This window comes from Oscillibacter ruminantium GH1, assembly GCF_000307265.1.
In the GTDB taxonomy this organism is placed as follows: Bacteria; Bacillota; Clostridia; order Oscillospirales; family Oscillospiraceae; genus Oscillibacter; species Oscillibacter ruminantium.
In genome coordinates this window covers 59,334-80,165 of sequence record NZ_DF158896.1, presented here as the reverse complement: position 1 = coordinate 80,165, position 20,832 = coordinate 59,334, and the positions used below count along the sequence as shown (strand labels likewise).

The window sequence follows — 20,832 nt, the reverse complement described above, 5'->3', positions numbered from 1 at the left end:
AGACCTGCGTGTGGCCGCTGTACGAGGTGGTTGAGGGCAAGTATATCCTCAGCTATAAGCCCAAGAACAAGCTGCCGGTGGAGGAGTATCTCAAGATGCAGGGCCGCTTTGCCCACATGTTCAAAAAGGGCAACGAGTGGATGATCGAGGAAGTTCAGAAGGAAGTCGATAAGAATTGGGAGGAGCTTTTGTTCCTCTGCGGCGAATAATTTATTTCATACACTTACCTCTTGCATATATACTTTCCCGTTTTGGCCGGAGGGCGGACGCAGTGATGCGTCCGCCCTCTGGCCATCTGGCTTGCTCTGCTGGGATGGTTTTTGCGTCGTGGCAGATAAAGAGGTCGGTGCGATAAGACATGACCGCAACATAAAAGTCTTATGCTGTTGAATTTACTTTTCCCGAAAGAATCAGCGCCAGCTTATAACAGATATGGCCGTATACGGCTTCAATATATGAAGGGATACCGCATGGCAACCTCCCTACTCTTCCGGTCTGTATTAGTATGCAATAAAGCGATAACGCCTAGAAAGCAGCCATAAAATGCAGGTTTAATCAATAAATTTCGCGTCAACTAAATGACAACAGGTATAACCATTATCCTCATAGGTCTGAAAGACACCTGTGACGGTAATCTGCGAACCCAGCTCCGGATAATCATCCGGGTAAGTAAAATCACCATCCAACACAAATTCCAGTCCCTGCTGGCAGCAGGCAGTCGCGTCGGCAATGACACAGGCATAGTATACCGGTTCGGGGTCTAGTTGTCCGTTTTCATCCACGTATTGACCGACCGCAAACTGACCGCGCATTTTGACCGTCTTGTCAATGTAATCCTCCGGCGTAAACATCATGTTGTAGACCTCGGCGTAGACCATCGTACTGCTGAGAACCGTTAAATCGACCACATCACTTTCATCGGACGCAGGCGCGGAACCCTCTGTCTGCTGGGAAAATTCGTTTTGATTGGAAGCTGCGGGGCTTGAGTCCCCACCCGCAGACACGCCTGATTGCGTACCGCACCCGCACAGGCTGCAGCACAGAATGCATACGGCGAAAAATAAGCAGACTGTCGTTTTCATTTTGCAATGCCCCCCATCACGGCTCCTGCAAGCCAAAACATGATAAATCCTCCAATGTCAATGGCGACAATGGTTGATCCTACCGGTGTACCGGCAAGAATCGAAATCAGTATCCCAATAGCGGCACAAACAACCGAAAAGATGGCAGAGCAGATAATAACCGAACCAAAACTCTTGAAAATCCGCATAGAGGACAGCGCCGGGAAAATCACCAGTGCGGAGATCAGCAAAGAGCCCACAAGGTTCATAGCAAGAACGATGACAAGCGCAATGACGATGGCAATTATTAAATTATAGAAATTCGCCTTTGTTCCTGTGGCCTGGGCAAAGTTTTCATCGAAGGTAACGGCAAAGATTTTATGATAGAGCAGCAAAAATACCGCAATCACAAGCACGGATATTGCCACACAGAGCCAGACCTCCCCCTTGGACAGCGTCAAAATCGAGGTTGAGCCAAACAGAGTGGAGCAGACATCGCCGGTCAAATTGGCCGAGGTGGAAAAGAGATTCATCAGGAGGTAGCCAAGCGCCAGCGCGCCCACAGAAATCATAGCGACGGCTGCGTCTCCTTTGATTTTTGTGTTCTGGCCCGTGCGAAGCAGCAGAACTGCACAAATTACCGTAACAGGAAGGATTAGCAGCATATTGCTGGTCAAATTCAGCACAGTTGCAACCGCCATGGCCCCGAATGCCACATGGGAAAGACCGTCTCCGATAAAGGAAAAACGCTTCAACACCAGCGTAACCCCCAGAAGAGAGGAACAAAATGCAATCAGGATACCCACCACCAACGCATAACGCACAAACGGGTACTGAAAATAGAACATTAGTTTATCGAGCATCCTGAGCGCCTCCTTCCATCATCACAAAAGCCTTGCCAATGGGGGTTTGCAGATAATCGGCAGTTGTTCCGTAAAAGAGCGGCTTGCTGCTGATGTGCAGAATATGACTGGCGTACCGGGTTGCGGCCGCAATGTCGTGAGAGATCATGATAACGGTGATTCCCTCATCACGATTCAGCTTTTCAATCAAAGCATACATTTCCGCTGTAACCTTGGGATCAAGCCCCGCAACCGGCTCATCCAAAAGCAGCAGCTTTCGGGTTGCGCAGAGTGCCCGGGCAAGCAGAACGCGCTGCTGCTGACCGCCGGAAAGTTCTCGGTAACAGCGCTTTGCCAGACTCGCAATCCCCATTTTTCCCATATTCATTTCCGCAAGGGCCTTTTCCTCTCGGGAGTAGTAAGGTCTGAATCCGCAGCGATTCAGACAGCCGGACAAAACAATTTCTCGAACAGATGCAGGAAAATCTTTTTGAACCACGGTCTGCTGTGGCAAATAGCCGATCTCCGTCTGCTTTAGGCCGTCACCTGTCGAGATCTGACCGGACAGCGGCGCTTTCAGCCGGAGTATTGTTTTCATGAGTGTGCTTTTTCCCGACCCGTTTTCGCCAACAATGCACAGATACTCTCCGGACTCCACTGTGAAGGTCAACCCTTCAACCACTTTTTTGCCCTCATAGCCCAGCGACAAATCTCGACAGGTGAGTATTGCCATGTTTATTCCTCCTGCTGTTTGAACTGCTCGTCAAACCATTTTTCAAACTCGTCCATCACAGCGTCCAAAATATCTTCTGATTCGATATTCAACAGTTCAATGTCATTTTCCCCATGTTCAATGAACCGGTAAAAGTACACATCTTCGGATTCCTCCCCGGGCGGCGTCAGGGCAAGGTATTCAAGACCGTCGATTTCGATTGTGACAAGGGGCTGGAGCTGGAGGACGGAATCGTCCTCCAGCGTGAGCGTAATCAACCCGTGACCGGGATTGCTGTCATGTGTGTGGTGTTCCGTCATCCGTTCAGCGCCTCCGTCAAAACATGAAGATTTTCTTCCATAATCGAGAGATAGGTCGTTCCGCTGCCGACATCCGCAGAAGTCGTGGACTGCATCGAATTCATTACCAGTACAGACTGGTTTTTCTCTGCCGTATTCTCAATAATGGTTTCCGCAATTTTATGCTGGGCGCCTTCGATGGTCATCACGCTGGTAAGGCCAAGTTCATCAACCTTCCTTGCCAGAAATGCAATTGTTTCAAAACTGGCCTCTGTTTCTGCGGAGCAGCCCACAAAGGCGGCATAATAATCAAGGTCGTAATCGTCCACCAGATAGCGGAAGGGGAAGCGGTCGCCAAACAGCACCGTATGGAATTGAGCGCGGTCAACGACAGACTGATATTGCTCGTCAAGAGAATCCAGCTGGGCGAGATAGGCCTTTGCATTGGCTTCATAAATGTCTGCATTTGCGGCGTCAATCGTCTCAAGCTGCTTGGCAATATAATTGCAGAGAATCTCCGCGTTTTTCAGAGACAACCACACATGCTCATCGTACTCCGGCTCCGCCTCCACTTCTTCGCTCTCTTCTTCCGCCTCGGCCTCCATGCCCTCAACGACTTCTTCTTCCTTCACGGTGTCGCCAAGTACATCCAGCAGGTTAATTACCACCATGTCTTTGTTGGTTGCTTCTTTCAAGGCATCCTCAACCCACGCGTCGGACTCTCCTCCCACATAAATAAACAGGTCGCAGGTGGAAAGTTTGATAATATCGTCAGCTGTGGGCTGGTAGCTGTGCAGATCCACACCGTTATCCAGCAGCATCGTGATCTCTGCATTCTCAGCCGTGTCGCCAAGGATTTGCTTTACCCAGTCGTATTCCGGGAAAATTGTGCAGACCACGCTCAGTTTCTCCTTGTTTTCGCTGCTTGCAGAAGAAGTGGACGGGGTAGACGCATTGGAACAACCCGCAAGAATGCCGACCAGAAGGACAAGGGACCATACGAGTGCAATACCTTTTTTCATAATAAGAGCCTCCAAATTTTAGTTGTATTTTGAAAAATGGGCGCAAAAATCCAAGGAGTTTCTATTCCCCAAAAGGGTATAGAAATTCCTTGTTCAAAACACAGCTTAATTCAGAAGCAAGACCTTTAAGGAAACAAGCGTATTCAAATAGCGCTTGGCTTCATAATTGCCAAGCGCCGGCTCAACAGCAAACCGAGAAAGCTGAATCGTGGCAGTAATGGCAGCCGCAACAGATGTGGTCTGAAGCAGCGTGACACACATTGCGATTTCAGCGCAAATGGGGCAATCTGCCCCAGTGCAGTCGTGGTCGGATTCGGCGGCAATAAAGAAGACGGAAAAAGCCATCACAAAACAAAAAAATGCGGAAAGAATCAGCGCGGCCAGCTTTGTTTTTCTGCTATGTGTCATGCTTTTTCATCTCCTTCCTTATTTGCATTCTTTACAAACACCGACTAACACGGTGGCGTGCTCATCCAGTACAAAGCCGTTTTTCGCCAAAAGCGCCGTCAAATCCGATTCTGCCGATTCGTTTTCCAAATGCATGATCTTCCCGCATTTCTCACAGCGCAGATGGAGTCTGTCACAGCAGGTTTTGAATGGCGCATATTGATATAAGCTCTTTCGCCCCGTGGACTCTATGGTCTTTTTAAGCAGATCGTCGCGCACCATTTTATTAAGATTGCGGTAAATGGCGCTGCGGCTGATGGGGGCCTCCGGCGGTAAGCCACGAATTATATCATCAATTGAGAATTTGTGTTCTTGATTCTCTTGGAAAAACCGCAGCAGTGTCTTGCGCTGCTCCGTTTGATATTCCTTCACAAGCCCGCCTCCCAATATTTGCGATTTAGTCGCAAATTTTATTATAATTTAGAGAAGCACGAAAGTCAATGTTTTTGCGGACATTTCTCAAGCAATTCAGCATATCTACGGCATAGGGTTTCCAATACGAAAGCAAGCCCCATCACGGACAAGAGCCTCCCTCTTGCAGAAGAATAGCAGCAGCGGCCGCTGAAAGCCGTCTATACGATGGTATTATTTTTTTTGAATTATGTCCGATATAGAGTTAGATGTAACTTTTACAATAAAATTTGGGCACAGCGTGAGCGCAACTCAATCCGCTCGCTGCTGCGGCCTGCCGAGGAGGAATACGGTGAGCAGTAAATATATTGTACGGCAGCCAATCAAGGACCGGGACAGCACCGTCATCGGTTATGAGCTTCTCTACCACGGGGAAAATCAGGCGTTTGGCGGCGACACGTCCGTAGCGGAAGAGGGGAGCGTCGCCGGCGCGCCCACTGCTGCGTCCAGCGGCACATCGACGAGCAATGATTTTGCCGCGGCAAACGCGATCTATAACTTTTTAACGCTGAATACAGACAAGGCTTTGGCAGGCACGCTGAATTTTATGACCTTCACGCCTACCCTGCTGATGAAAAAAGCGCCCCGGCTCTTTAAGCAGTCCGAACTGGTCATTCAGATTGATGACAATGTGATTATCCATCCGCTGGCGATGCACTTTATCCGCCAGTTCATCAAGGAGGGGTATCAGATTGCTGTGAACGAATTTCAATTTGCCCCCCGTTATCTTTCTTTGATAGGTGAAATTCATTACATTAAACTGAATTTTGCCACTGCGCCGGTTCCGACCCTGACCAACGTCATAGAGCTTGCACACAGCATGGGAAAGCGGTGTATTGCTACAAACATTACCAGCAGTGAACTTTACGATTGTGCCGTCAAGCTGCATGCAGATGCGCTGGAGGGTCCTTTTGTAGCGGAGAAGCTCTCTTCCAAGGCACATGCCGTGGGGTATCTGCAAAGCAACTTTTTCCGATTGATGGTTGCCGTCACGAGAGACGAGCCGGACATCGATGAGATTGAGCAAATGGTTTCTCAGGATGCCTCTCTGGTTTTGGGGCTTCTGCGTATGGCCAACTCCGTTTATTTTTCCTCAATGCACCGCTCCACAACAATCCGTCAGGCGATTATGACGCTGGGACTGGGACAGCTGCGCCAATGGATTTATCTGCTCAGCGCAAGCAATGCGGAAAACGAAATTGACCCGTCTTCTGAAGAATTCTTGAAGCTGTCTTTCCAGCGGGCCAATTTTTGCAGTGATCTGGTCGAATATATCCGGGATTCGCTCTCCATTTCCAAGGGAGACGCCTATTTGCTCGGTATGTTTTCTACGCTTGGATACTTGGTAGACGCACCCATGGAAGAGATTTTGACCGAGGTCCCCGTTGCGGACGAGGTGAAAAACGCTCTGCTTCACCAAGAGGGCACAGCCGGAAAGTTGTATGCGCTGCTGCTCAGCTATGAGCGGGCGGACTGGGATCAGATCAGTGCTCTGGCAAACGAACTCCATATTCCCACCAATCTGCTCACCAGTCTGTATTTTGACTCGGTGGACCGCGCCAATATTACTTGGGCACGGATTACCGCTCCGGACGATGTTCCTCAGCCCGATGAGGAAGCGTAACGCCAACGCTGAACCGGCAATTGCGGAAAACCCATCCGCCAAGGCGAAGGGGTGCGTTATGGCCGTCGGCGTGTACGTCACCCCCGTGTACTTACTACATGGAGGTCAAGCGCCAGCAGGCCCAAAGCGTCAGCGTGCCCAAGGGCATCAGCTATAAGCCCAAAAACAAGCTGCCGGTGGAGGAATACCTCAAGATGCAGGGCCGCTTTGCCCACATGTTCAAAAAGGGCAACGAGTGGATGATCGAGGAAGTCCAGAAGGAAGTCGATAAGAACTGGGAGGAGCTTTTGTTCCTCTGCGGCGAATAATTTGTTTTTGTGCGCGATCAATAACGTTTCCTTTAAGGAAGTATGAAAACCAAACTAGCTTACCGGCAAACAAGCAGGTTGCAAATGAAAATTGGGCAAGAAGCTTTGGCTTCCTGCCCAATTTTTTTGCCCTTATTATCTTATATGCGTGGAGAAATGTATCACACCGTAGAGCCGCCGTTTTTGGTGGAATTGCTAAACCCGTGTAAGCTTTGTTTAACGTTTCAGCTCCTGTACACCCATTATAGATAAAAGCATATGCAAAGCGAGACTGGCAAAATGGGAAAGAAAACGGAGCGTTGATCGTCCGCGCCTCCCCTCCCGATGCAAGACATTAACGGACAATTACGGGGGCTTTCCGTTCTTGTGTTTTGGCTTAACCCAAATGTAAGGCGCTGCCTCCGTCCACATCTGCGGCCAGATCGTTATAAAACACAGCATAGCCAGATACGTTTTCCAGACTAGAGAGCGCCGTGCCATCGCTTACAGTGGGATATCCCTTGCCATCGTAGTTCAGCGTTACCCAGCCGCCGCCACTGGCAACAATAAGATCCATCCATTCGCCTTCCATTGTATCGCCTGCAATCACCGGAGCCTGAATTCCGGAGAGGCTCTGCATGGCAGTCAGCTTTCCGTCCTTTTGGGAAGCGATCAGCATGGAACTGCCGCCGCTGCCGCTGGTATAGTCCCCTACAACCAACGCCAGAACTTCATCAGTTCCGTCTGCGTTCAGATCCACATAATTGTAGTAATACCGGGTGTCTGCCTGAGTCTCCTCGGGAATGGACCATTCGTCGATAATAAGCTTTTCCAGTTCTTCGTTTTTTGCCGTCTCCGAAGGCATGGGAACCGCAACGCCGATGTCATAATCCAAGGTAGGGGCGTTTTCGGTGGAAACGGCGGCGGATTCGTCGGGGTGGGTGACTTCCGGATTTGACATGGGCTCTTCATATTCGGCCTGTTCTCCACAGGCAGCCAGCACCGCAGCTGCTGTGATTGTCAGCAGCATCAAAGAGACTTTCCTTGCATTCATAATGATTTCCTCCATAATTTTCAATTCATCAAGCCATTAGGAACGCCGCCGTCTGCCACCCACAAGGCATCTTGAAATTTTGGGGCCGGATGGCAACACAGGAACGATGACTGTCTCTGGCAGGTCCACTTCTTGGCTATCTTGACAGCATAGCAAGCGGCTCTTTATTTTCTCTGTGCAAAACCTTAAGATTTGGAAAGGTTTGTGACTGCACAAAAAACCACCCGCCCTGTAATATGCTCCTTCTATGGAGGACAGTGAACGGTATCCCGTCAAAGTGAACGTAATGATAATTCCCTTGTATTCAAGAACTTTGATAAAGCGGTTAAGGCTATCCTGAAGCTCACTCACTTTTTATAGTAACGGAGGTTTTCAATCTACAAATAGAACCTTTTACTCTAAGCTTGAACAGGCCGGTGATGATTCAGAGTATGCCCCATGTGGCACACTGCATTGATAATGGTCCCATGGAGAGGTCCCGGGTCATCCTACTGTCCTCTTGATAGGTTGCAGTTCATTATTCGCTCAGTGGCAATATTACGACAAATTCCGTGCTGCGTCCGGGCGCTGGGAACATCGCCAGAGAAATTGAGCCTCCGTGCTTTTCCACGATTCGGCGAGTGATGGCCAGTCCCAGCCCGCTGCCGCCTTTGGAGCGGGAGTCATCCCCCACTGTAAACGGCTCAAAGATGGCTTTTGCCTTTGCGGGTGGAATCCCTGTGCCATTGTCCCCCACGGTCAGCCGGACGGCGCGTTCCTGAAGGCACACTTCAAAAAACAGCAGTGTGCCCGGCCGATTGTGACGCAGAGAATTCGACAGCAGATTATCCAGTACCCGTCGAAAGTGAAAGGGGTCCAGCCGCACCCAAACAGAACTTTCGGGAACATCCGGCTGCAGGACAAATCCAGCAAGGTCGATCTCATCATATTTCTCCGCCAGATACTCCCGGGAAAATTCGCAGAGGTCAGTTCGCTCTAAGTGCAGAGCAAACTCCGGGTGCTCTATTTTACTGTACTCATGAAAGGCGTTAATCAATTCCGTCAGAGACGTAGATTTGGTTCGCACGGCACGAAGCACCTTCTCCATCTCTTCAGGCGAAACCTTCCCGTCGCAGATAGCGTCGGCATAACCGGCAATGACCGTGATAGGGGTCTTCAGATCGTGTGAGATATCCGCAATCAGCTTCTGCCGCCCGTCATCCAGACGCCGCCGCTCCGCCTCGCTTTCTTCCAACCGAACAGACAGCCGGTCAAAGCTCTCCCCTATCCGCCGGATCTCTTCAGGTCCGCCACAGTCTCCCACTCGAACCGGACAACCCTCAGCCTGCGCCAGAATCGCCGTATTCAGCCGATCCAGCGGATGGCGGATGCGCCTGTTCATCCACCAGATAAATCCCCCTGTCGCCGCAAGGTAAAGTGGGATGAACAGAAGCCAGATCTGCTGCGAATTTTGGTATGCCTCTTGATACCCCTCCTGTGTCCATCTGGGAGCACACAGCAGCACTGTCAGCTTTTCCCCCTGTTTCCCGGTAAATTCACTGCGAAAAAGTTCCTTTCCCGCAGGCTTTTTCCCAGTCAGATAATCCAGTTCGCTGCGCGTATAGCCACTGCGCCCGTCTCCAAATCCTCCGTCAAGCACCTGATAGTCCGCGTCCAGCATCATAATATGTTCCATGGTCATATATCCGTCGTCATCGTAAGTGCTTTGGGTCACCAGATACTGTTTTCTGCCATCGCGCCAAATCTCCGCCATATTTACATAGACGTCTGCACCGTACTCAGGAACGCACGCCACTTCACTGGGCGTTAAGGACATATCCTCCGCGTTTCCCGAGGAGTAAAGAACGGTGCCCGCGCTGTTCAGGATCAAAAAGGCACTTTCCTTCCCTGTCAGATTGAATTGAAGCCGGTCATATTTTTCCTCAGCCAGCGCGGGGTCATCCAGCAACGCCGACCAATCCGCACCCAGGTATATCTGATTCAGGCGGGCAGTCCAAAGAACGTAAATTCCAACGGATATTGTCAGCAGCGTCAGCGTAAAAAACAGATAATTTCGGGTCAACAGCGCAAAAAGGCCACCCCGTCTGTGCCTACTTTTCAATCTTATAGCCCAGTCCTCTCACGGTCATGATGTATTTAGGGTCCCGGGGATCATCCTCGATCTTTTCCCGCAGCTTGGAGATATGAACCATCATTGTGTTGTCGTCGCTCTCAAAAAATTGACCATTGACGGCCTCATAGAGCTGCACCTTCGTGAAGATCCGCCCGGGAGAACGCATGAGGTGAGCCAGTATTTTATATTCCGTAGGAGTCAGGTCGACAGGAACGCCGGACATTGTCAGTTGAAAGCCGCGGGTGTCCAGCCTCAAATCCCGAACCGTCAGGACATCGCTTTCGGTCATGCCCGCACGGCGAAGCAGCGCCCGGACACGAGCCACAATTTCCAATGGGTTGAAGGGCTTGGCTATGTAATCGTCCGCGCCCAGATTCAGGCCCAGAATTTTATCATGATCCTGCGTTCTGGCTGAGAGAATCAAAATTGGAATATTACTCTCCGACCGCAGCGCTTTGATTACAGAAAAGCCATCAAGCTCCGGCATCATAATATCCAGAAGGATCAGATCCGGCCGTTGTTCCCGGGCTTGCAGCAATGCCGCAGTGCCGTTTTCCGCCTCCGTGACGGAAAACCCTTCGCTCTCAAGATAGAGTCTGAGCATTGCACGAATGTCTTCATCGTCCTCTGCAATCAAAATCAATCCCGCCACATTTTCACCTTCCTCTGTACACAGCTTTTTTAATTTTACCATAGCGGCTTATAAATTTCCATCAGGATTCTTTTGGCGGGCCCACACAGAAAGAGGGACGCGAAATTAGCTGCTTTTCCATAGAGGTAGAAAGTAAATCACAGCGAGATTTCGAATTCCTGTTTCAGGCAGCACGAAAAGGTGCTTTAAAAGAACAATATTGGAGATATTTTGCAAATCTTCCCGCAAAAGGCAATTATCCACTGAAACGTGATAACGTAGAAATATTGGGATGTATTCGGTTCTATCAGGATGAAACGGCTTATCAACGAATTCCGCCTCTTCACATTCGAGAAGAACCGTTTATAAAAATTGCAGGGCGGCTTGCCTCAGTGACCTGTGACTGGTATGAAACAGTACAGCGGCTCCGTCAAGAAGCACTCTCCAACCTGCTCATATCCAAGGCAGTACGGATACCACAAGACGCAAATGCCTTGGGTCGCCGTGATGGAAAGAGCACTGGCGGAGGGCTATTATAGCCGCCCCGCGCTGGAGAAGCTGCGGCTGCGTCAGGAGCGGCACATTCAGGGTCCGGTAAGCTGCGGGAAGATGGTGCAAATCTCGCCGAACAGAAGCATCGCCCCAACCTGTTTGACGACACCGGACTGTGACGGCAGACGAATGGGACCCAATCATGAAGCGTTTTCCGGAAGGACACCCGGCTCATAATACTTTGCTGCTGGCCTACCGCTGCGGATTCCGTTTGGATGAGGTGTTCGGCTTGATGTGGCCAGATATTGACTTTGAACAAGCGGACGATTACATTGAACAGTCAGATTCAGATGGACGAATCCGTCAAGCAGCGGGTCTTTCCCGTCCCTAAATGGGACTCTTATCTGACAATCAGTATGGATGCAGATACTGCTGCCGTTCTCAGGCAGGAAGTGGAAAAGCAGACACGAGCCCGTGCCTATTATGACGACCTCTATACAGCAATGACCGTCCTGAATGCACCGGCAAATGCGTTCATGGATGGCGGAATTCTTTCGACTGATTCTACTGAACTCCCCGTTCAAATGGTCATGTCGCGTGAAAACGGTCAATTCATTCACCCGCGTATCTTGCAGCATGTGGGTCGAATCATCCATGGTACTTACAAAGCAGGAATGCCGGTAATTTCCGCTGATTGGGACTTTCACTCGCTGCGGCACACGCACGCGACTGCCTTGTTGGAAGCCGGCGTTCCTCTTGCAGTCATTCAAGAGAAACTCGGCCATACGAACCTTGAAATGACCGAGCGCTATACCAACCATATCACAGAAACCATGGACGAAGATTCCCGCAATAAACTGCAAGGGATGCATTCGTAGCGGCGTTGCTTTCGAGTTTATACGTACACCGTAAAAAAGCGTGGACAAATTGTAAACAAAACGCCAAAACCGCCCGATTCCGTCTGGAATCGGGCGGTTTATTCTTGCCTGAAAAGTTACAAAAACAGCGTTTTTCCTTATTTCTTGCTCTCTGCCACGGCAACTGCGACGGCCACGCTGGCTCCCACCATGGGGTTGTTGCCCATGCCGAGGAATCCCATCATCTCCACGTGCGCGGGGACAGAGCTGGAACCGGCAAACTGCGCGTCGGAGTGCATCCGGCCCATGGTGTCGGTCATGCCGTAAGAAGCGGGGCCGGCGCCCATGTTGTCGGGGTGCAGGGTGCGGCCCGTGCCGCCGCCGGAGGCCACGGAGAAGTACTTCTTTCCCTGCTCCACGCACTCCTTCTTATAAGTGCCCGCCACCGGATGCTGGAAGCGGGTGGGGTTGGTGGAGTTGCCGGTGATCGACACGTCCACGCCCTCGTGGTGCATGATAGCCACGCCTTCCCGCACGTCGTCCGCGCCGAAGCAGCGGACGTTTGCCCGCTCGCCCTCGGAATACTTGGTCTCCCGGACGACCTTCAGCTCGCCGGTATAGTAATCAAACTGGGTCTGGACATAGGTGAAACCGTTGATCCGGCTGATAATCTGAGCGGCGTCCTTGCCAAGCCCGTTCAGAATGACCCGCAGCGGGGTCTTGCGGGCCTTGTTTGCGTTGCGGACGATACCAATGGCGCCCTCAGCGGCGGCAAAGGACTCGTGACCCGCCAAAAACGCGAAGCACTTCGTCTCGTCCCGCAGCAGCATGGCGGCAAGGTTCCCGTGGCCCAGACCCACCTTGCGGTCCTCGGCAACCGAGCCGGGGATGCAGAAGGACTGCAAACCGATGCCGATGGCCTCGGCGGCCTCAGCGGCGTTCTGCACGCCCTTTTTCAGCGCGATGGCCGCGCCCACGCAGTACGCCCAGCAGGCGTTTTCAAAGCAGATGGGCTGAATGGCCTTGGTAATTTCATAGGGGTCGAAGCCCGCAGCCTTACAGATCTCGCGGCACTCCTCCACGGAGCCGATGCCGTACTCCTTGAGGACAGCGTCGATCTTCTCGATTCTTCTTTCATAGCTTTCAAACAGAGCCATTTTTCGTGTCCTCCTTTCTTATTCCTGCCGGGGGTCGATATATTTCGCGGCGTCATCAAACTGGCCGTAATGAGACTTGGCCTTCTCCAGCGCCTCGTTGGCGTCCGTGCCCTTTTTAATGGACTCCATCATCTTGCCCAAGTTCACAAACTCATAGCCCACGATCTCGCTGTCCTTGTTCAGCGCCACGCGGGTAACATAGCCCTCGGCCATTTCCATATAGCGGGGTCCTTTTTCCTTGGTGGCAAACATCGTGCCAATCTGGCTGCGCAGGCCCTTGCCCAAATCCTCCAAAGACGCGCCGATGGGTAATCCGCCCTCGGAAAACGCGGTTTGGCTGCGGCCGTAGACAATCTGCAAAAACAGCTCGCGCATCGCGGTGTTGATGGCGTCGCACACCAGATCGGTATTCAGCGCCTCCAGAATGGTCTTGCCGATGAGGATCTCAGAGGCCATGGCGGCGGAGTGGGTCATGCCGGAGCAGCCGATGGTTTCCACCAGCGCCTCTTCAATCACGCCCTCCTTAATGTTCAGGGTCAGCTTGCACGCACCCTGCTGCGGGGCACACCAGCCAATGCCGTGGGTCAGGCCGGAGATATCCTTGATTTCCTTGGCCTGAACCCATTTTCCCTCTTCGGGAATGGGAGCCGGGCCGTGATACGCGCCCTTAGCCACGGGACACATATGCTGCACTTCCGTAGAATAGATCATAAAGAACGCTTCCTTTCCTGCGATTTTTCAAAACAGGCGCAACTTCGCATCCTGTCGTTGGATTCCGCAATTATTATACTGGTAAACGATTAACCTGTCAAGGAAGGAACATCGGTTTCTTTTTGAATTTTTAACAAATTCAATGCGTTTTAGCCAAAAAAGTCATTCTGTCCGGGCATTGAGTTTTCTCTTCTTGCAAACGGATGCAAAAACGCCGTCCCGCTGGAAAAACAGCGGAACGGCATTTTCAATTTCGTGCTTACAGCAGGTTCATCAGGTTAAAGGCAATCACCAGTCCGGAGAACACGATGGACACGGTGGAGCAGAGCTTGATGAGGATGTTCAGAGACGGGCCGGAGGTATCCTTGAACGGATCGCCCACGGTATCGCCCACGACGGCGGCCTTGTGGCAGGGAGAACCCTTTCCGCCATGGTGTCCGGACTCAATATACTTCTTGGCATTGTCCCATGCGCCGCCGGCGTTGGACATAAACACCGCCATGGCAAAACCGGTGACGGACACACCACCAAGCAATCCCACCACGCCGGTGGGCCCCAAAATCAGGCCCGTGGCAATGGGAACGATGATCGCCAGCAGAGCGGGGGCCACCATCTCATGCAGCGCGCCCCGGGTGCAAAGACCCACGCAGGTGGCGTAATCCGGGTCGGTGGTTCCTTCCATAATGCCCGCAATCTCCTTGAACTGGCGGCGGACCTCCACCACGATGGACTGGGCCGCGGTCTGGACGGCGCTCATGGTGAACGCGGAGAACACAAAGGTCAGCATCGCGCCGAGGAACATGCCCACCAGAACCGTGGGGCTGGTGAGGGTGAAGTTCAGCGTTTCCGTGGTGCCGTTCTGGATGATGTTGACATAGGAAACCAGCAGTGCCAGCGCGGTCAAAGACGCGGAGCCGATGGCAAAGCCCTTACCGGTAGCGGCCGTGGTGTTGCCCAGAGAGTCCAGCGCGTCGGTGCGGTTGCGAACCTCTTCGGGCAGACCCGCCATTTCGGCAATGCCGCCGGCGTTGTCGGCCACAGGGCCGTATGCATCCGTTGCAAGGGTGATGCCCAGCGTGGAGAGCATACCGACGCCGGCAATGCCGATGCCGTACAGTCCGCGGTTGAACGCCTCGGTGAACATACCGGAAGCATCCACAATGACGCTGGAGCCGCCTGCGGCGAAATAGCTGATAAGCACCGCCGCGGCCACGATCAGAATGGAGGTCAGGGTGGACTTCATGCCAAGGCTCAATCCGCCAATGATGACGGTGGCAGAACCCGTCTCGGAGGAGGCCGCCAGCTGCTGGGTGGGCTTATAGGTGTCGGAGGTGTAGTATTCCGTGAAGTACCCGATGGCGCAGCCGCCGATCAGGCCGCAGAGAATGGCGATATACACGCCCCAGCTGCCCAGAATGTAGTAAGTCAGCGGAGCGGCCACGATGGCAGAGAGCACCGCCGCGGTATAAGTGCCGGTGCGCAGGGACTTCAGCAGAGACTGCTGTGTGGCGTTTTCCTTAGTCTTGATGAGGAAGGAGCCAATGATGGAGCAAACGATGCCCGCCACTGCCAAAAGCACCGGCAGCAGCAGTCCGCCCCAGCCGTATCCGCCCACAGCGCCCAGCGCGAAGGTTGCCAGAATGGAACCCACATAGCTCTCGTACAGATCCGCGCCCATACCGGCCACATCGCCCACGTTGTCGCCCACGTTATCGGCAATGGTGGCGGGATTACGGGGGTCATCTTCAGGAATACCCGCTTCCACCTTGCCCACAAGGTCGGCGCCCACGTCGGCGGCCTTGGTATAGATGCCGCCGCCCACACGGGCAAACAGCGCCATAAAGGACGCGCCCATGCCGTTCATAACCATGATGTTGCCCAGCGCCACGGGGTCATTGATCCCAAAGCCAAAGTGCAGCAGGTGGAACCAGATGGAGATATCCAGCATACCCAGACCCACCACGGTGAAGCCCATGACGGAGCCGGAGGAGAACGCCACCCGCAGGCCCTTGTTCAGTCCCTCCGAAGCCGCCTGCGCGGTCCGGGCGTTGGCATTGGTGGCAATCTTCATGCCAATGAAACCCGCCAGCATGGACCACACACCGCCGGTCAGGAAGGCGAACGGGGTAAATTTAGAAAGCATCTTGCCGTTGGATGCAAACGCCATAATCAGCAAAACCACAAATACCACCGCAAAGACCTTTGCAACCGTGGTATACTGATGCTTAAGATAAGCATTGGCGCCCTCTCGAATAGAGGCCGCAATCTTTTGCATTTTCTCCGTTCCCTCGGAGTAACTCATCACCTTGCCTTTTTGCATCCAGGCAAAGGCGATTGCCAGCGCAAAGCCGACAAACCCAATCCAGAACATGTTTTCCATTGTTTTTCCGCTCCTTTTCTCTCGATAGCTTTTTGTTAGCTATCATTACGTCGTTTTTTATTGTAACATAACGAAAAAGATTTGCAAGAAAATATTGTCCATTTTCTTTCCTGATTTTTTCCACTTTTGTCAGTTTCCTGTTTTCTGCCCCAATTTGTCTTTTTTCCTGAGAAAAAATAAAAAAGAGCGGACAGTGTCCGCTCTTTCTATATTGCGTTGATTCGCAAACTATGCGTCTTTCGCACAGCTCAGTATACCAGTTCAAAATCCGTGAAGACCCAGCGGCCGTTTATGTTCTGATAGGGGAAGGCATAGCACTCCACGCCTATCACCGCGAGCTGGTCTTCATCCAGCAGATCGACCGTCACATTGATGCGGTACGAACCGTCCGCCTGCTGCTCCACTGCGGCGGACGCACTGCTCTTTTTCGGGTCTGCCTCCCGCCCGCCGGGGCGGACGTACAGCTCGCCGTCGATATCACGATACCGGGGTGCTGCTGTGTTTTCCGGAAACAGGCTGTCGATCACCTCTTGCGAAAAAAGACTTCCAAGATAGGTTTTCAAATCATCCAGCGTATCAAATCCGGCATACTGTACCCGTTGATAGCCAGCTCCGCCCTCCTTTACCACCGGCCCGCCACAAGGCAGAGGGTTCAGGTCAAACCACTCATAAGCCGTGATAGCCCGGTCATAGGCAACCAGAATCTCCTCCTCCGTCAAAAGGCGATTGGCTTCCTCGGTCTTTGCGGTGCTCATTGTCTCCGCCGATTCAGCGGTCGCTTCTGCCGCCGGGGCAGAAACCACCGCAACCGCATAATCCCCGCCGCTGGAAGTGGAGGAGACAGCCGCCTGCCGCTCTTCCGCACCGCAGCCGGATAGGACGAGCGCGGCCGCAAACAACGTTGCGTACATTCTTTTTTTCATAGGTCTTCTCTCCCAATCAGGTTTTGGATCAACACACTCTCAAAACCATTCCTTATTTTAAGGTATCATAAAGCGCTTCAAAAATCCACTTATTTTCCTTACTTTTCGACAAAAACAGCGAATTTTTTAATCAGCGGGAGGGAAATCTCTCTTTAATAATTATTTTATTACAAAAGCCCGGCTCAAGTTTTTTACCGGGTAATCAAAAAACGCCGCTGAGGCTGTCCCTCCTGCGGCGTCAAATCCATCTTAATTCACTTTTTCCGTTCATCGGCAGCGGCCTGCCGGGGCGCGTCCGCCTCCGGTTCAGGTCCAATTTCTTCCCAAAAAAGAAAAAACCCACGCTTTTACAAGCGCGGCTCCGTTGCTGCTTTAGCGATCGCTGGGAACCAGTGTGGCAGTGCCATAAATCAGGTCGTCCAGATCAAACGCTGTGAACTTTTCGTTCTGCATCATTGTATGCGCCTCCTCTCTTTTCTTTTGTTAACTTCATTATAGCCACCTTTTTCAAAAAAGCAAGTGTTTTTTGGCACTTGTTACAAAAATTTAACATTCTTTTATGTGCCTTTAACAATTCGCCTACCCTTCCGAGCGCAAACCCGTTCAATTTACGTGTTTTTATCCGTTGGGAGGGAAAATTTCTCTTTCGTCAGTTTTTACGAGGGGGCACTCTGAAAGGGCGGATTATTTTTTGTTCTTTGTTGAATTTTCATCTCGTCAAAAATTGTGGAATCATGGTATAATAGCAGCAATGCGGTTCTTAATTATTTCCGCAGCAACGCTGTATGTACACGGGAAAACGACCGCAGAACGACTAATCCAAATCCATATATTTTTCCGCGACAGCGCCTTGCGTTTGTGGTAAAATAACCATTGGACTGCTGTGATACTTGATTAATAAAGATATCCTGTGACGGCGCTTTGCGCCTGTGGTATGATTTAAGAGCTGCTCTTATATGAATTTAACATCGGGCCGCGCAGCGCACTGCGCCGCGGCTGTAACCGCGCCGCACCCGGCGCGAAAAACGGTTTGAAGGACGCTGCTGATGAAAAAAGCAACCAAGCCGCGCCATCGTCTGGTGCGGACGGCACTGATCCTGCTGGCGTTGGCAGGCTTTGTCTTCTGGGACAACAACGCACTGGAGACGAACCGGGTGGAATTCATATCCCGCCGCCTCCCCGCCGCGTTTGACAGATTTACCATTGTCCAGCTTTCGGATCTTCACGGAAAGGAATTCGGCAAAGAGAATGAACGACTGCTGAAGGCCGTTCGGGAAGAAAACCCCGACCTGATCGCCGTCACCGGCGACTTGGTGGATGAATATACAGAGCATCCCTTGGAATATGCCGCCAAGATCGGCGGCGCGCTGGCGGCGCTGGCCCCCACCTATTATGTAACGGGAAACCACGAGTGGGCCGCCCGGCAGGCGGAAGACATCTGCGCCGCGCTGGAGAGCGCGGGTGTGGTTTGCCTGCGTAACGAAACCGTACCCATCGCGCGGGGAGACGCGCGGTTCCTTCTCTCCGGTGTGGACGATCCCAATGCTTACGCCGACCAGAAAACGCCGGAGGATGTGGCGCAGGAGCTGCTGAACACTCACGGCGAAAACGATTTTCGTCTTCTACTGGCCCATCGGAACGACCGGTTTCCCTCGGAGTATTACCGGCTGGGCTATGATTTGACGCTGACGGGACACGCCCACGGCGGCGTTATCCGCCTCCCCTTTACCGATGGATTGATTGACACGCATCAGGGCTTTTTCCCCTCCTATACGGCGGGGTTTTACACGGTGGAGGGCGCAGAGCTTTTTGTCTCTCGCGGGCTTGGCAATATTTTCCCTTCTTTGCGTCTGTTTAACCGACCGGAGGTCGTTTCCCTGACGCTGCGCTGCCAAAACTGATTTCAGTTCCTTTTGGGGGACTTTTTTCGAGGATTTGCTATGACGGAATTTCATGCCGGACAATTTGATATCGCAGTGATTGGCGCGGGCCACGCGGGAATCGAGGCGGCGCTGGCCGCCGCCCGGCTGGGTTTTAAAACCGTGATTTTCACCATCAATCTGGACGCGGTGGGCAATATGCCCTGCAATCCCGCCATCGGCGGCACCGGTAAGGGCCATCTGGTTCGAGAGCTGGACGCCATCGGCGGCGAGATGGCAAAGGCCGCCGACGAGTGCTGCATCCAGTACCGCCTTTTGAACAAGGGCAAAGGCCCGGCTGTCTGGTCCCTCCGCGCGCAGGCAGACCGGCGAAAGTATCAGGAGCGGATGAAGCACACGCTGGAACGGCAGGAAAACCTCACCGTCCGGCAGGGCGAGGTGGTGGAGCTTCGGGCCGAAAACGGCGCGGTGAGCGGGGTGGTTCTTGCCACCGGCGCAGTGTTTGCCGTGAGAGCTGCCATTCTTGCCACCGGCACCTATTTAAAAGGACGCACACTGATTGGCGAGTGCATCGAGTCCTCCGGCCCCGATGGGATGCACGCGGCAAACCGCCTGACCGATTCCCTTTTGCAGCTGGGTCTGCCCCTGCGCCGGTTTAAAACCGGAACACCCCCCCGGGTGAATGCGCAAAGCGTGGATTTTGACGAGATGGAGCTTCAGCTCGGAGACGAGTCCCCCCTTCCCTTTTCTTTTACAACCGCCGCGCCCCCGGTGAATCAGGCGGTGTGCTATCTTACCTGGACCACGGAAGAGACGAAGCAAATCATCCTTGCCAATCTGGACCGCTCACCGATTTACGGCGGCGTGATCGAAGGCGTTGGTCCCCGATACTGTCCTTCCTTTGAAACGAAGGTCGTCCGCTTTCCGGATAAAAAGCGGCACCAGCTGTTTGTGGAGCCGATGGGGCTGAACACCGAGGAACTGTATGTGCAGGGCTTTTCCTCCTCCATGCCGGAGGAGATTCAATTGCAGATGCTTCACAGCGTCCCCGGCCTCCGTCACGCGGAGATGACCCGCCCGGCTTACGCCATTGAATACGACTGCGTAGACCCGCTGTCCCTCCGCCCCACGCTGGAGTCCAAGCAGGTGTCCGGGCTGTACGGCGCGGGCCAGTTCAACGGCTCCTCCGGATACGAAGAGGCCGCGGTGCAGGGCTTTATGGCCGGCGTCAACGCGGCGCTGAAGCTCAAGGGAGAGCCGCCGGTGATCCTCTCTCGGTCGGAGTCCTATATCGGCACCCTGATCGACGATTTGGTGACCAAGGGCACCGAGGAGCCTTACCGCATGATGACCTCCCGCAGCGAATACCGTCTGCTGCTGCGTCAGGACAATGCCGACCAGCGTCTGACGCCGATTGGCCGCCGCATCGGACTGATTTCGGACGAGCGTATGGCCGCGGTGGAAGAAAAGTACCGGCGGGTAGAGCGGGAGATCAACCGCCTGACCCATACCGGAACCGCCCCCTCCCCGGCGCTCTCCACCTTTCTGGCGGAAAAGGAAACTGCCGACGTGACCGACGGCTGCCGCCTGATCGACCTGCTCCGCCGCCCCGGCATCCACTATGAGGAGCTGGCCGCTTTTGATCCTGACCGCCCCGCCCTGACCCCCGCTGAAATGGAGCAGGTGGAATTAAACGTGAAGTACGAGGGCTACATCCGCCGTCAGGAACGGCAGGTGGAAGAACTCCGCCGCATGGAGGGCAGAACACTGCCGCCGGATTTGGACTATGGCGCCATTGTGGGTCTTCGGCTGGAGGCCCGGGAAAAACTGGCCGCCGTCCGCCCCGCCGACATGGGGCAGGCCTCCCGCATCTCCGGCGTATCCCCCGCGGACATTGCCGTTTTGATGATTCACCTCAGCCGCTGACTC

19 protein-coding genes and 2 pseudogenes are annotated in these 20,832 nt (G+C 53.0%); 7 read left to right on the top strand and 14 right to left on the bottom strand.

Translation table 11 applies throughout. The features are described 5' to 3' along the window. A pseudogene (locus tag ON16_RS00495) lies at positions 1-209 on the top strand (pyruvate ferredoxin oxidoreductase); the annotation flags it as partial. A 342-nt stretch (positions 210-551) separates the two neighbouring features. On the opposite strand, the gene ON16_RS00490 reads toward ON16_RS00495, so the two are convergent. The 7 genes from ON16_RS00490 to ON16_RS00460 form a co-directional block, all read right to left on the bottom strand. Continuing rightward, positions 552-1,082 (bottom strand): hypothetical protein, encoded by a 531-nt coding sequence (locus tag ON16_RS00490; protein WP_051131441.1) that lies wholly within the window; start codon positions 1,080-1,082, stop codon positions 552-554. Further along, positions 1,079-1,924 (bottom strand): metal ABC transporter permease, encoded by an 846-nt coding sequence (locus ON16_RS00485; protein ID WP_040658534.1) that lies wholly within the window; start codon positions 1,922-1,924, stop codon positions 1,079-1,081. Before ON16_RS00485 ends, ON16_RS00490 begins: the two co-directional genes overlap by 4 nt. Then, the gene (locus tag ON16_RS00480) at positions 1,914-2,636 is read right to left on the bottom strand and encodes a metal ABC transporter ATP-binding protein (protein WP_040658532.1); all 723 of its coding nucleotides are present in this window, start codon (positions 2,634-2,636) and stop codon (positions 1,914-1,916) included. Before ON16_RS00480 ends, ON16_RS00485 begins: the two co-directional genes overlap by 11 nt. A 2-nt stretch (positions 2,637-2,638) precedes the next feature. Next, positions 2,639-2,935: a DUF1292 domain-containing protein gene (locus tag ON16_RS00475; protein WP_040658530.1), complete on the bottom strand. Its 297-nt coding sequence runs from the start codon at positions 2,933-2,935 to the stop codon at positions 2,639-2,641. Then, positions 2,932-3,936 (bottom strand): metal ABC transporter substrate-binding protein, encoded by a 1,005-nt coding sequence (locus tag ON16_RS00470; protein WP_040658529.1) that lies wholly within the window; start codon positions 3,934-3,936, stop codon positions 2,932-2,934. Before ON16_RS00470 ends, ON16_RS00475 begins: the two co-directional genes overlap by 4 nt. Before the next feature lie 105 nt (positions 3,937-4,041). Beyond that, positions 4,042-4,344 carry a hypothetical protein gene (locus tag ON16_RS00465; protein WP_040658527.1) on the bottom strand — a complete coding sequence of 101 codons (303 nt, stop codon included), beginning with the start codon at positions 4,342-4,344 and terminating at the stop codon, positions 4,042-4,044. Between the two features lie 18 nt (positions 4,345-4,362). Next, the gene (locus ON16_RS00460) at positions 4,363-4,755 is read right to left on the bottom strand and encodes a Fur family transcriptional regulator (RefSeq protein WP_040658526.1); all 393 of its coding nucleotides are present in this window, start codon (positions 4,753-4,755) and stop codon (positions 4,363-4,365) included. Between the two features lie 331 nt (positions 4,756-5,086). On the opposite strand from ON16_RS00460, the gene ON16_RS00455 reads away from it, so the two are divergent. Together ON16_RS00455 and ON16_RS00450 are read left to right on the top strand one after the other, a co-directional pair. Beyond that, positions 5,087-6,418 (top strand): EAL and HDOD domain-containing protein, encoded by a 1,332-nt coding sequence (locus tag ON16_RS00455; protein ID WP_040658525.1) that lies wholly within the window; start codon positions 5,087-5,089, stop codon positions 6,416-6,418. 146 nt (positions 6,419-6,564) lie between these two features. Then, positions 6,565-6,726: pseudogene (locus tag ON16_RS00450) on the top strand (pyruvate ferredoxin oxidoreductase); the annotation flags it as partial. A gap of 376 nt (positions 6,727-7,102) precedes the next feature. Here the strand turns inward: ON16_RS00450 and ON16_RS00445 are convergent. From ON16_RS00445 to ON16_RS00435, 3 genes are all read right to left on the bottom strand, one after another. Continuing rightward, entirely contained in the window at positions 7,103-7,759 is a 657-nt protein-coding gene (locus tag ON16_RS00445; protein ID WP_051131440.1) for a hypothetical protein, read from the bottom strand. Positions 7,760-8,276: 517 nt separating this feature from the next. Continuing rightward, entirely contained in the window at positions 8,277-9,821 is a 1,545-nt protein-coding gene (locus ON16_RS00440) for a HAMP domain-containing sensor histidine kinase (RefSeq protein ID WP_243441735.1), read from the bottom strand. Positions 9,822-9,849: 28 nt separating this feature from the next. After that, positions 9,850-10,566, bottom strand: a complete 717-nt coding sequence (locus ON16_RS00435; protein ID WP_051131439.1) for a response regulator transcription factor — start codon at positions 10,564-10,566, stop codon at positions 9,850-9,852. Between the two features lie 444 nt (positions 10,567-11,010). Between ON16_RS00435 and ON16_RS15725 the strand changes: the two genes are divergently transcribed. Next, positions 11,011-11,232, top strand: coding sequence for a hypothetical protein (locus ON16_RS15725; RefSeq protein ID WP_207643782.1), 222 nt, complete (start codon positions 11,011-11,013; stop codon positions 11,230-11,232). 95 nt (positions 11,233-11,327) lie between these two features. Continuing rightward, a complete protein-coding gene (locus ON16_RS00430; protein ID WP_158441594.1) occupies positions 11,328-11,873 on the top strand; it encodes a tyrosine-type recombinase/integrase in 546 nt (181 codons plus the stop codon). A 137-nt stretch (positions 11,874-12,010) separates the two neighbouring features. On the opposite strand, the gene ON16_RS00425 is transcribed toward ON16_RS00430, so the two are convergent. From ON16_RS00425 to ON16_RS00410, 4 genes are all read right to left on the bottom strand, one after another. After that, positions 12,011-13,009 (bottom strand): GGGtGRT protein, encoded by a 999-nt coding sequence (locus ON16_RS00425; protein WP_040658518.1) that lies wholly within the window; start codon positions 13,007-13,009, stop codon positions 12,011-12,013. 18 nt (positions 13,010-13,027) lie between these two features. Then, positions 13,028-13,720, bottom strand: a complete 693-nt coding sequence (locus tag ON16_RS00420; RefSeq protein WP_040658516.1) for an iron-sulfur cluster assembly scaffold protein — start codon at positions 13,718-13,720, stop codon at positions 13,028-13,030. Positions 13,721-13,979: 259 nt separating this feature from the next. Beyond that, positions 13,980-16,100: a sodium-translocating pyrophosphatase gene (locus ON16_RS00415; protein WP_040658515.1), complete on the bottom strand. Its 2,121-nt coding sequence runs from the start codon at positions 16,098-16,100 to the stop codon at positions 13,980-13,982. A 248-nt stretch (positions 16,101-16,348) separates the two neighbouring features. Continuing rightward, positions 16,349-17,023, bottom strand: a complete 675-nt coding sequence (locus tag ON16_RS00410) for a hypothetical protein (RefSeq protein WP_040658514.1) — start codon at positions 17,021-17,023, stop codon at positions 16,349-16,351. A 1,046-nt stretch (positions 17,024-18,069) separates the two neighbouring features. Here ON16_RS00410 and ON16_RS00405 point away from each other — a divergent pair. Both ON16_RS00405 and mnmG read left to right on the top strand, forming a co-directional pair. Beyond that, positions 18,070-18,924 (top strand): metallophosphoesterase, encoded by an 855-nt coding sequence (locus ON16_RS00405; RefSeq protein ID WP_040658513.1) that lies wholly within the window; start codon positions 18,070-18,072, stop codon positions 18,922-18,924. 39 nt (positions 18,925-18,963) lie between these two features. Then, complete coding sequence (gene mnmG, locus ON16_RS00400) at positions 18,964-20,829, top strand: tRNA uridine-5-carboxymethylaminomethyl(34) synthesis enzyme MnmG (RefSeq protein ID WP_040658510.1); 1,866 nt, start codon at positions 18,964-18,966, stop codon at positions 20,827-20,829. Positions 20,830-20,832: the final 3 nt, after the last annotated feature.

Excerpts from the sequence above, each read along its gene's own strand:
- ON16_RS00490 (WP_051131441.1), bottom strand. The coding sequence starts at position 1,082 with ATGAAAACGACAGTCTGCTTATTTTTCGCCGTATGCATTCTGTGCTGC.
- ON16_RS00485 (WP_040658534.1), bottom strand. The coding sequence starts at position 1,924 with ATGCTCGATAAACTAATGTTCTATTTTCAGTACCCGTTTGTGCGTTAT.
- ON16_RS00480 (WP_040658532.1), bottom strand. The coding sequence starts at position 2,636 with ATGGCAATACTCACCTGTCGAGATTTGTCGCTGGGCTATGAGGGCAAA.
- ON16_RS00475 (WP_040658530.1), bottom strand. The coding sequence starts at position 2,935 with ATGACGGAACACCACACACATGACAGCAATCCCGGTCACGGGTTGATT.
- ON16_RS00470 (WP_040658529.1), bottom strand. The coding sequence starts at position 3,936 with ATGAAAAAAGGTATTGCACTCGTATGGTCCCTTGTCCTTCTGGTCGGC.
- ON16_RS00465 (WP_040658527.1), bottom strand. The coding sequence starts at position 4,344 with ATGACACATAGCAGAAAAACAAAGCTGGCCGCGCTGATTCTTTCCGCA.
- ON16_RS00445 (WP_051131440.1), bottom strand. The coding sequence starts at position 7,759 with ATGAATGCAAGGAAAGTCTCTTTGATGCTGCTGACAATCACAGCAGCT.
- ON16_RS00435 (WP_051131439.1), bottom strand. The coding sequence starts at position 10,566 with ATGGTAAAATTAAAAAAGCTGTGTACAGAGGAAGGTGAAAATGTGGCG.
- ON16_RS15725 (WP_207643782.1), top strand. The coding sequence starts at position 11,011 with ATGGAAAGAGCACTGGCGGAGGGCTATTATAGCCGCCCCGCGCTGGAG.
- ON16_RS00425 (WP_040658518.1), bottom strand. The coding sequence starts at position 13,009 with ATGGCTCTGTTTGAAAGCTATGAAAGAAGAATCGAGAAGATCGACGCT.
- ON16_RS00420 (WP_040658516.1), bottom strand. The coding sequence starts at position 13,720 with ATGATCTATTCTACGGAAGTGCAGCATATGTGTCCCGTGGCTAAGGGC.
- ON16_RS00415 (WP_040658515.1), bottom strand. The coding sequence starts at position 16,100 with ATGGAAAACATGTTCTGGATTGGGTTTGTCGGCTTTGCGCTGGCAATC.
- ON16_RS00410 (WP_040658514.1), bottom strand. The coding sequence starts at position 17,023 with ATGAAAAAAAGAATGTACGCAACGTTGTTTGCGGCCGCGCTCGTCCTA.
- ON16_RS00405 (WP_040658513.1), top strand. The coding sequence starts at position 18,070 with ATGAAAAAAGCAACCAAGCCGCGCCATCGTCTGGTGCGGACGGCACTG.
- mnmG (WP_040658510.1), top strand. The coding sequence starts at position 18,964 with ATGACGGAATTTCATGCCGGACAATTTGATATCGCAGTGATTGGCGCG.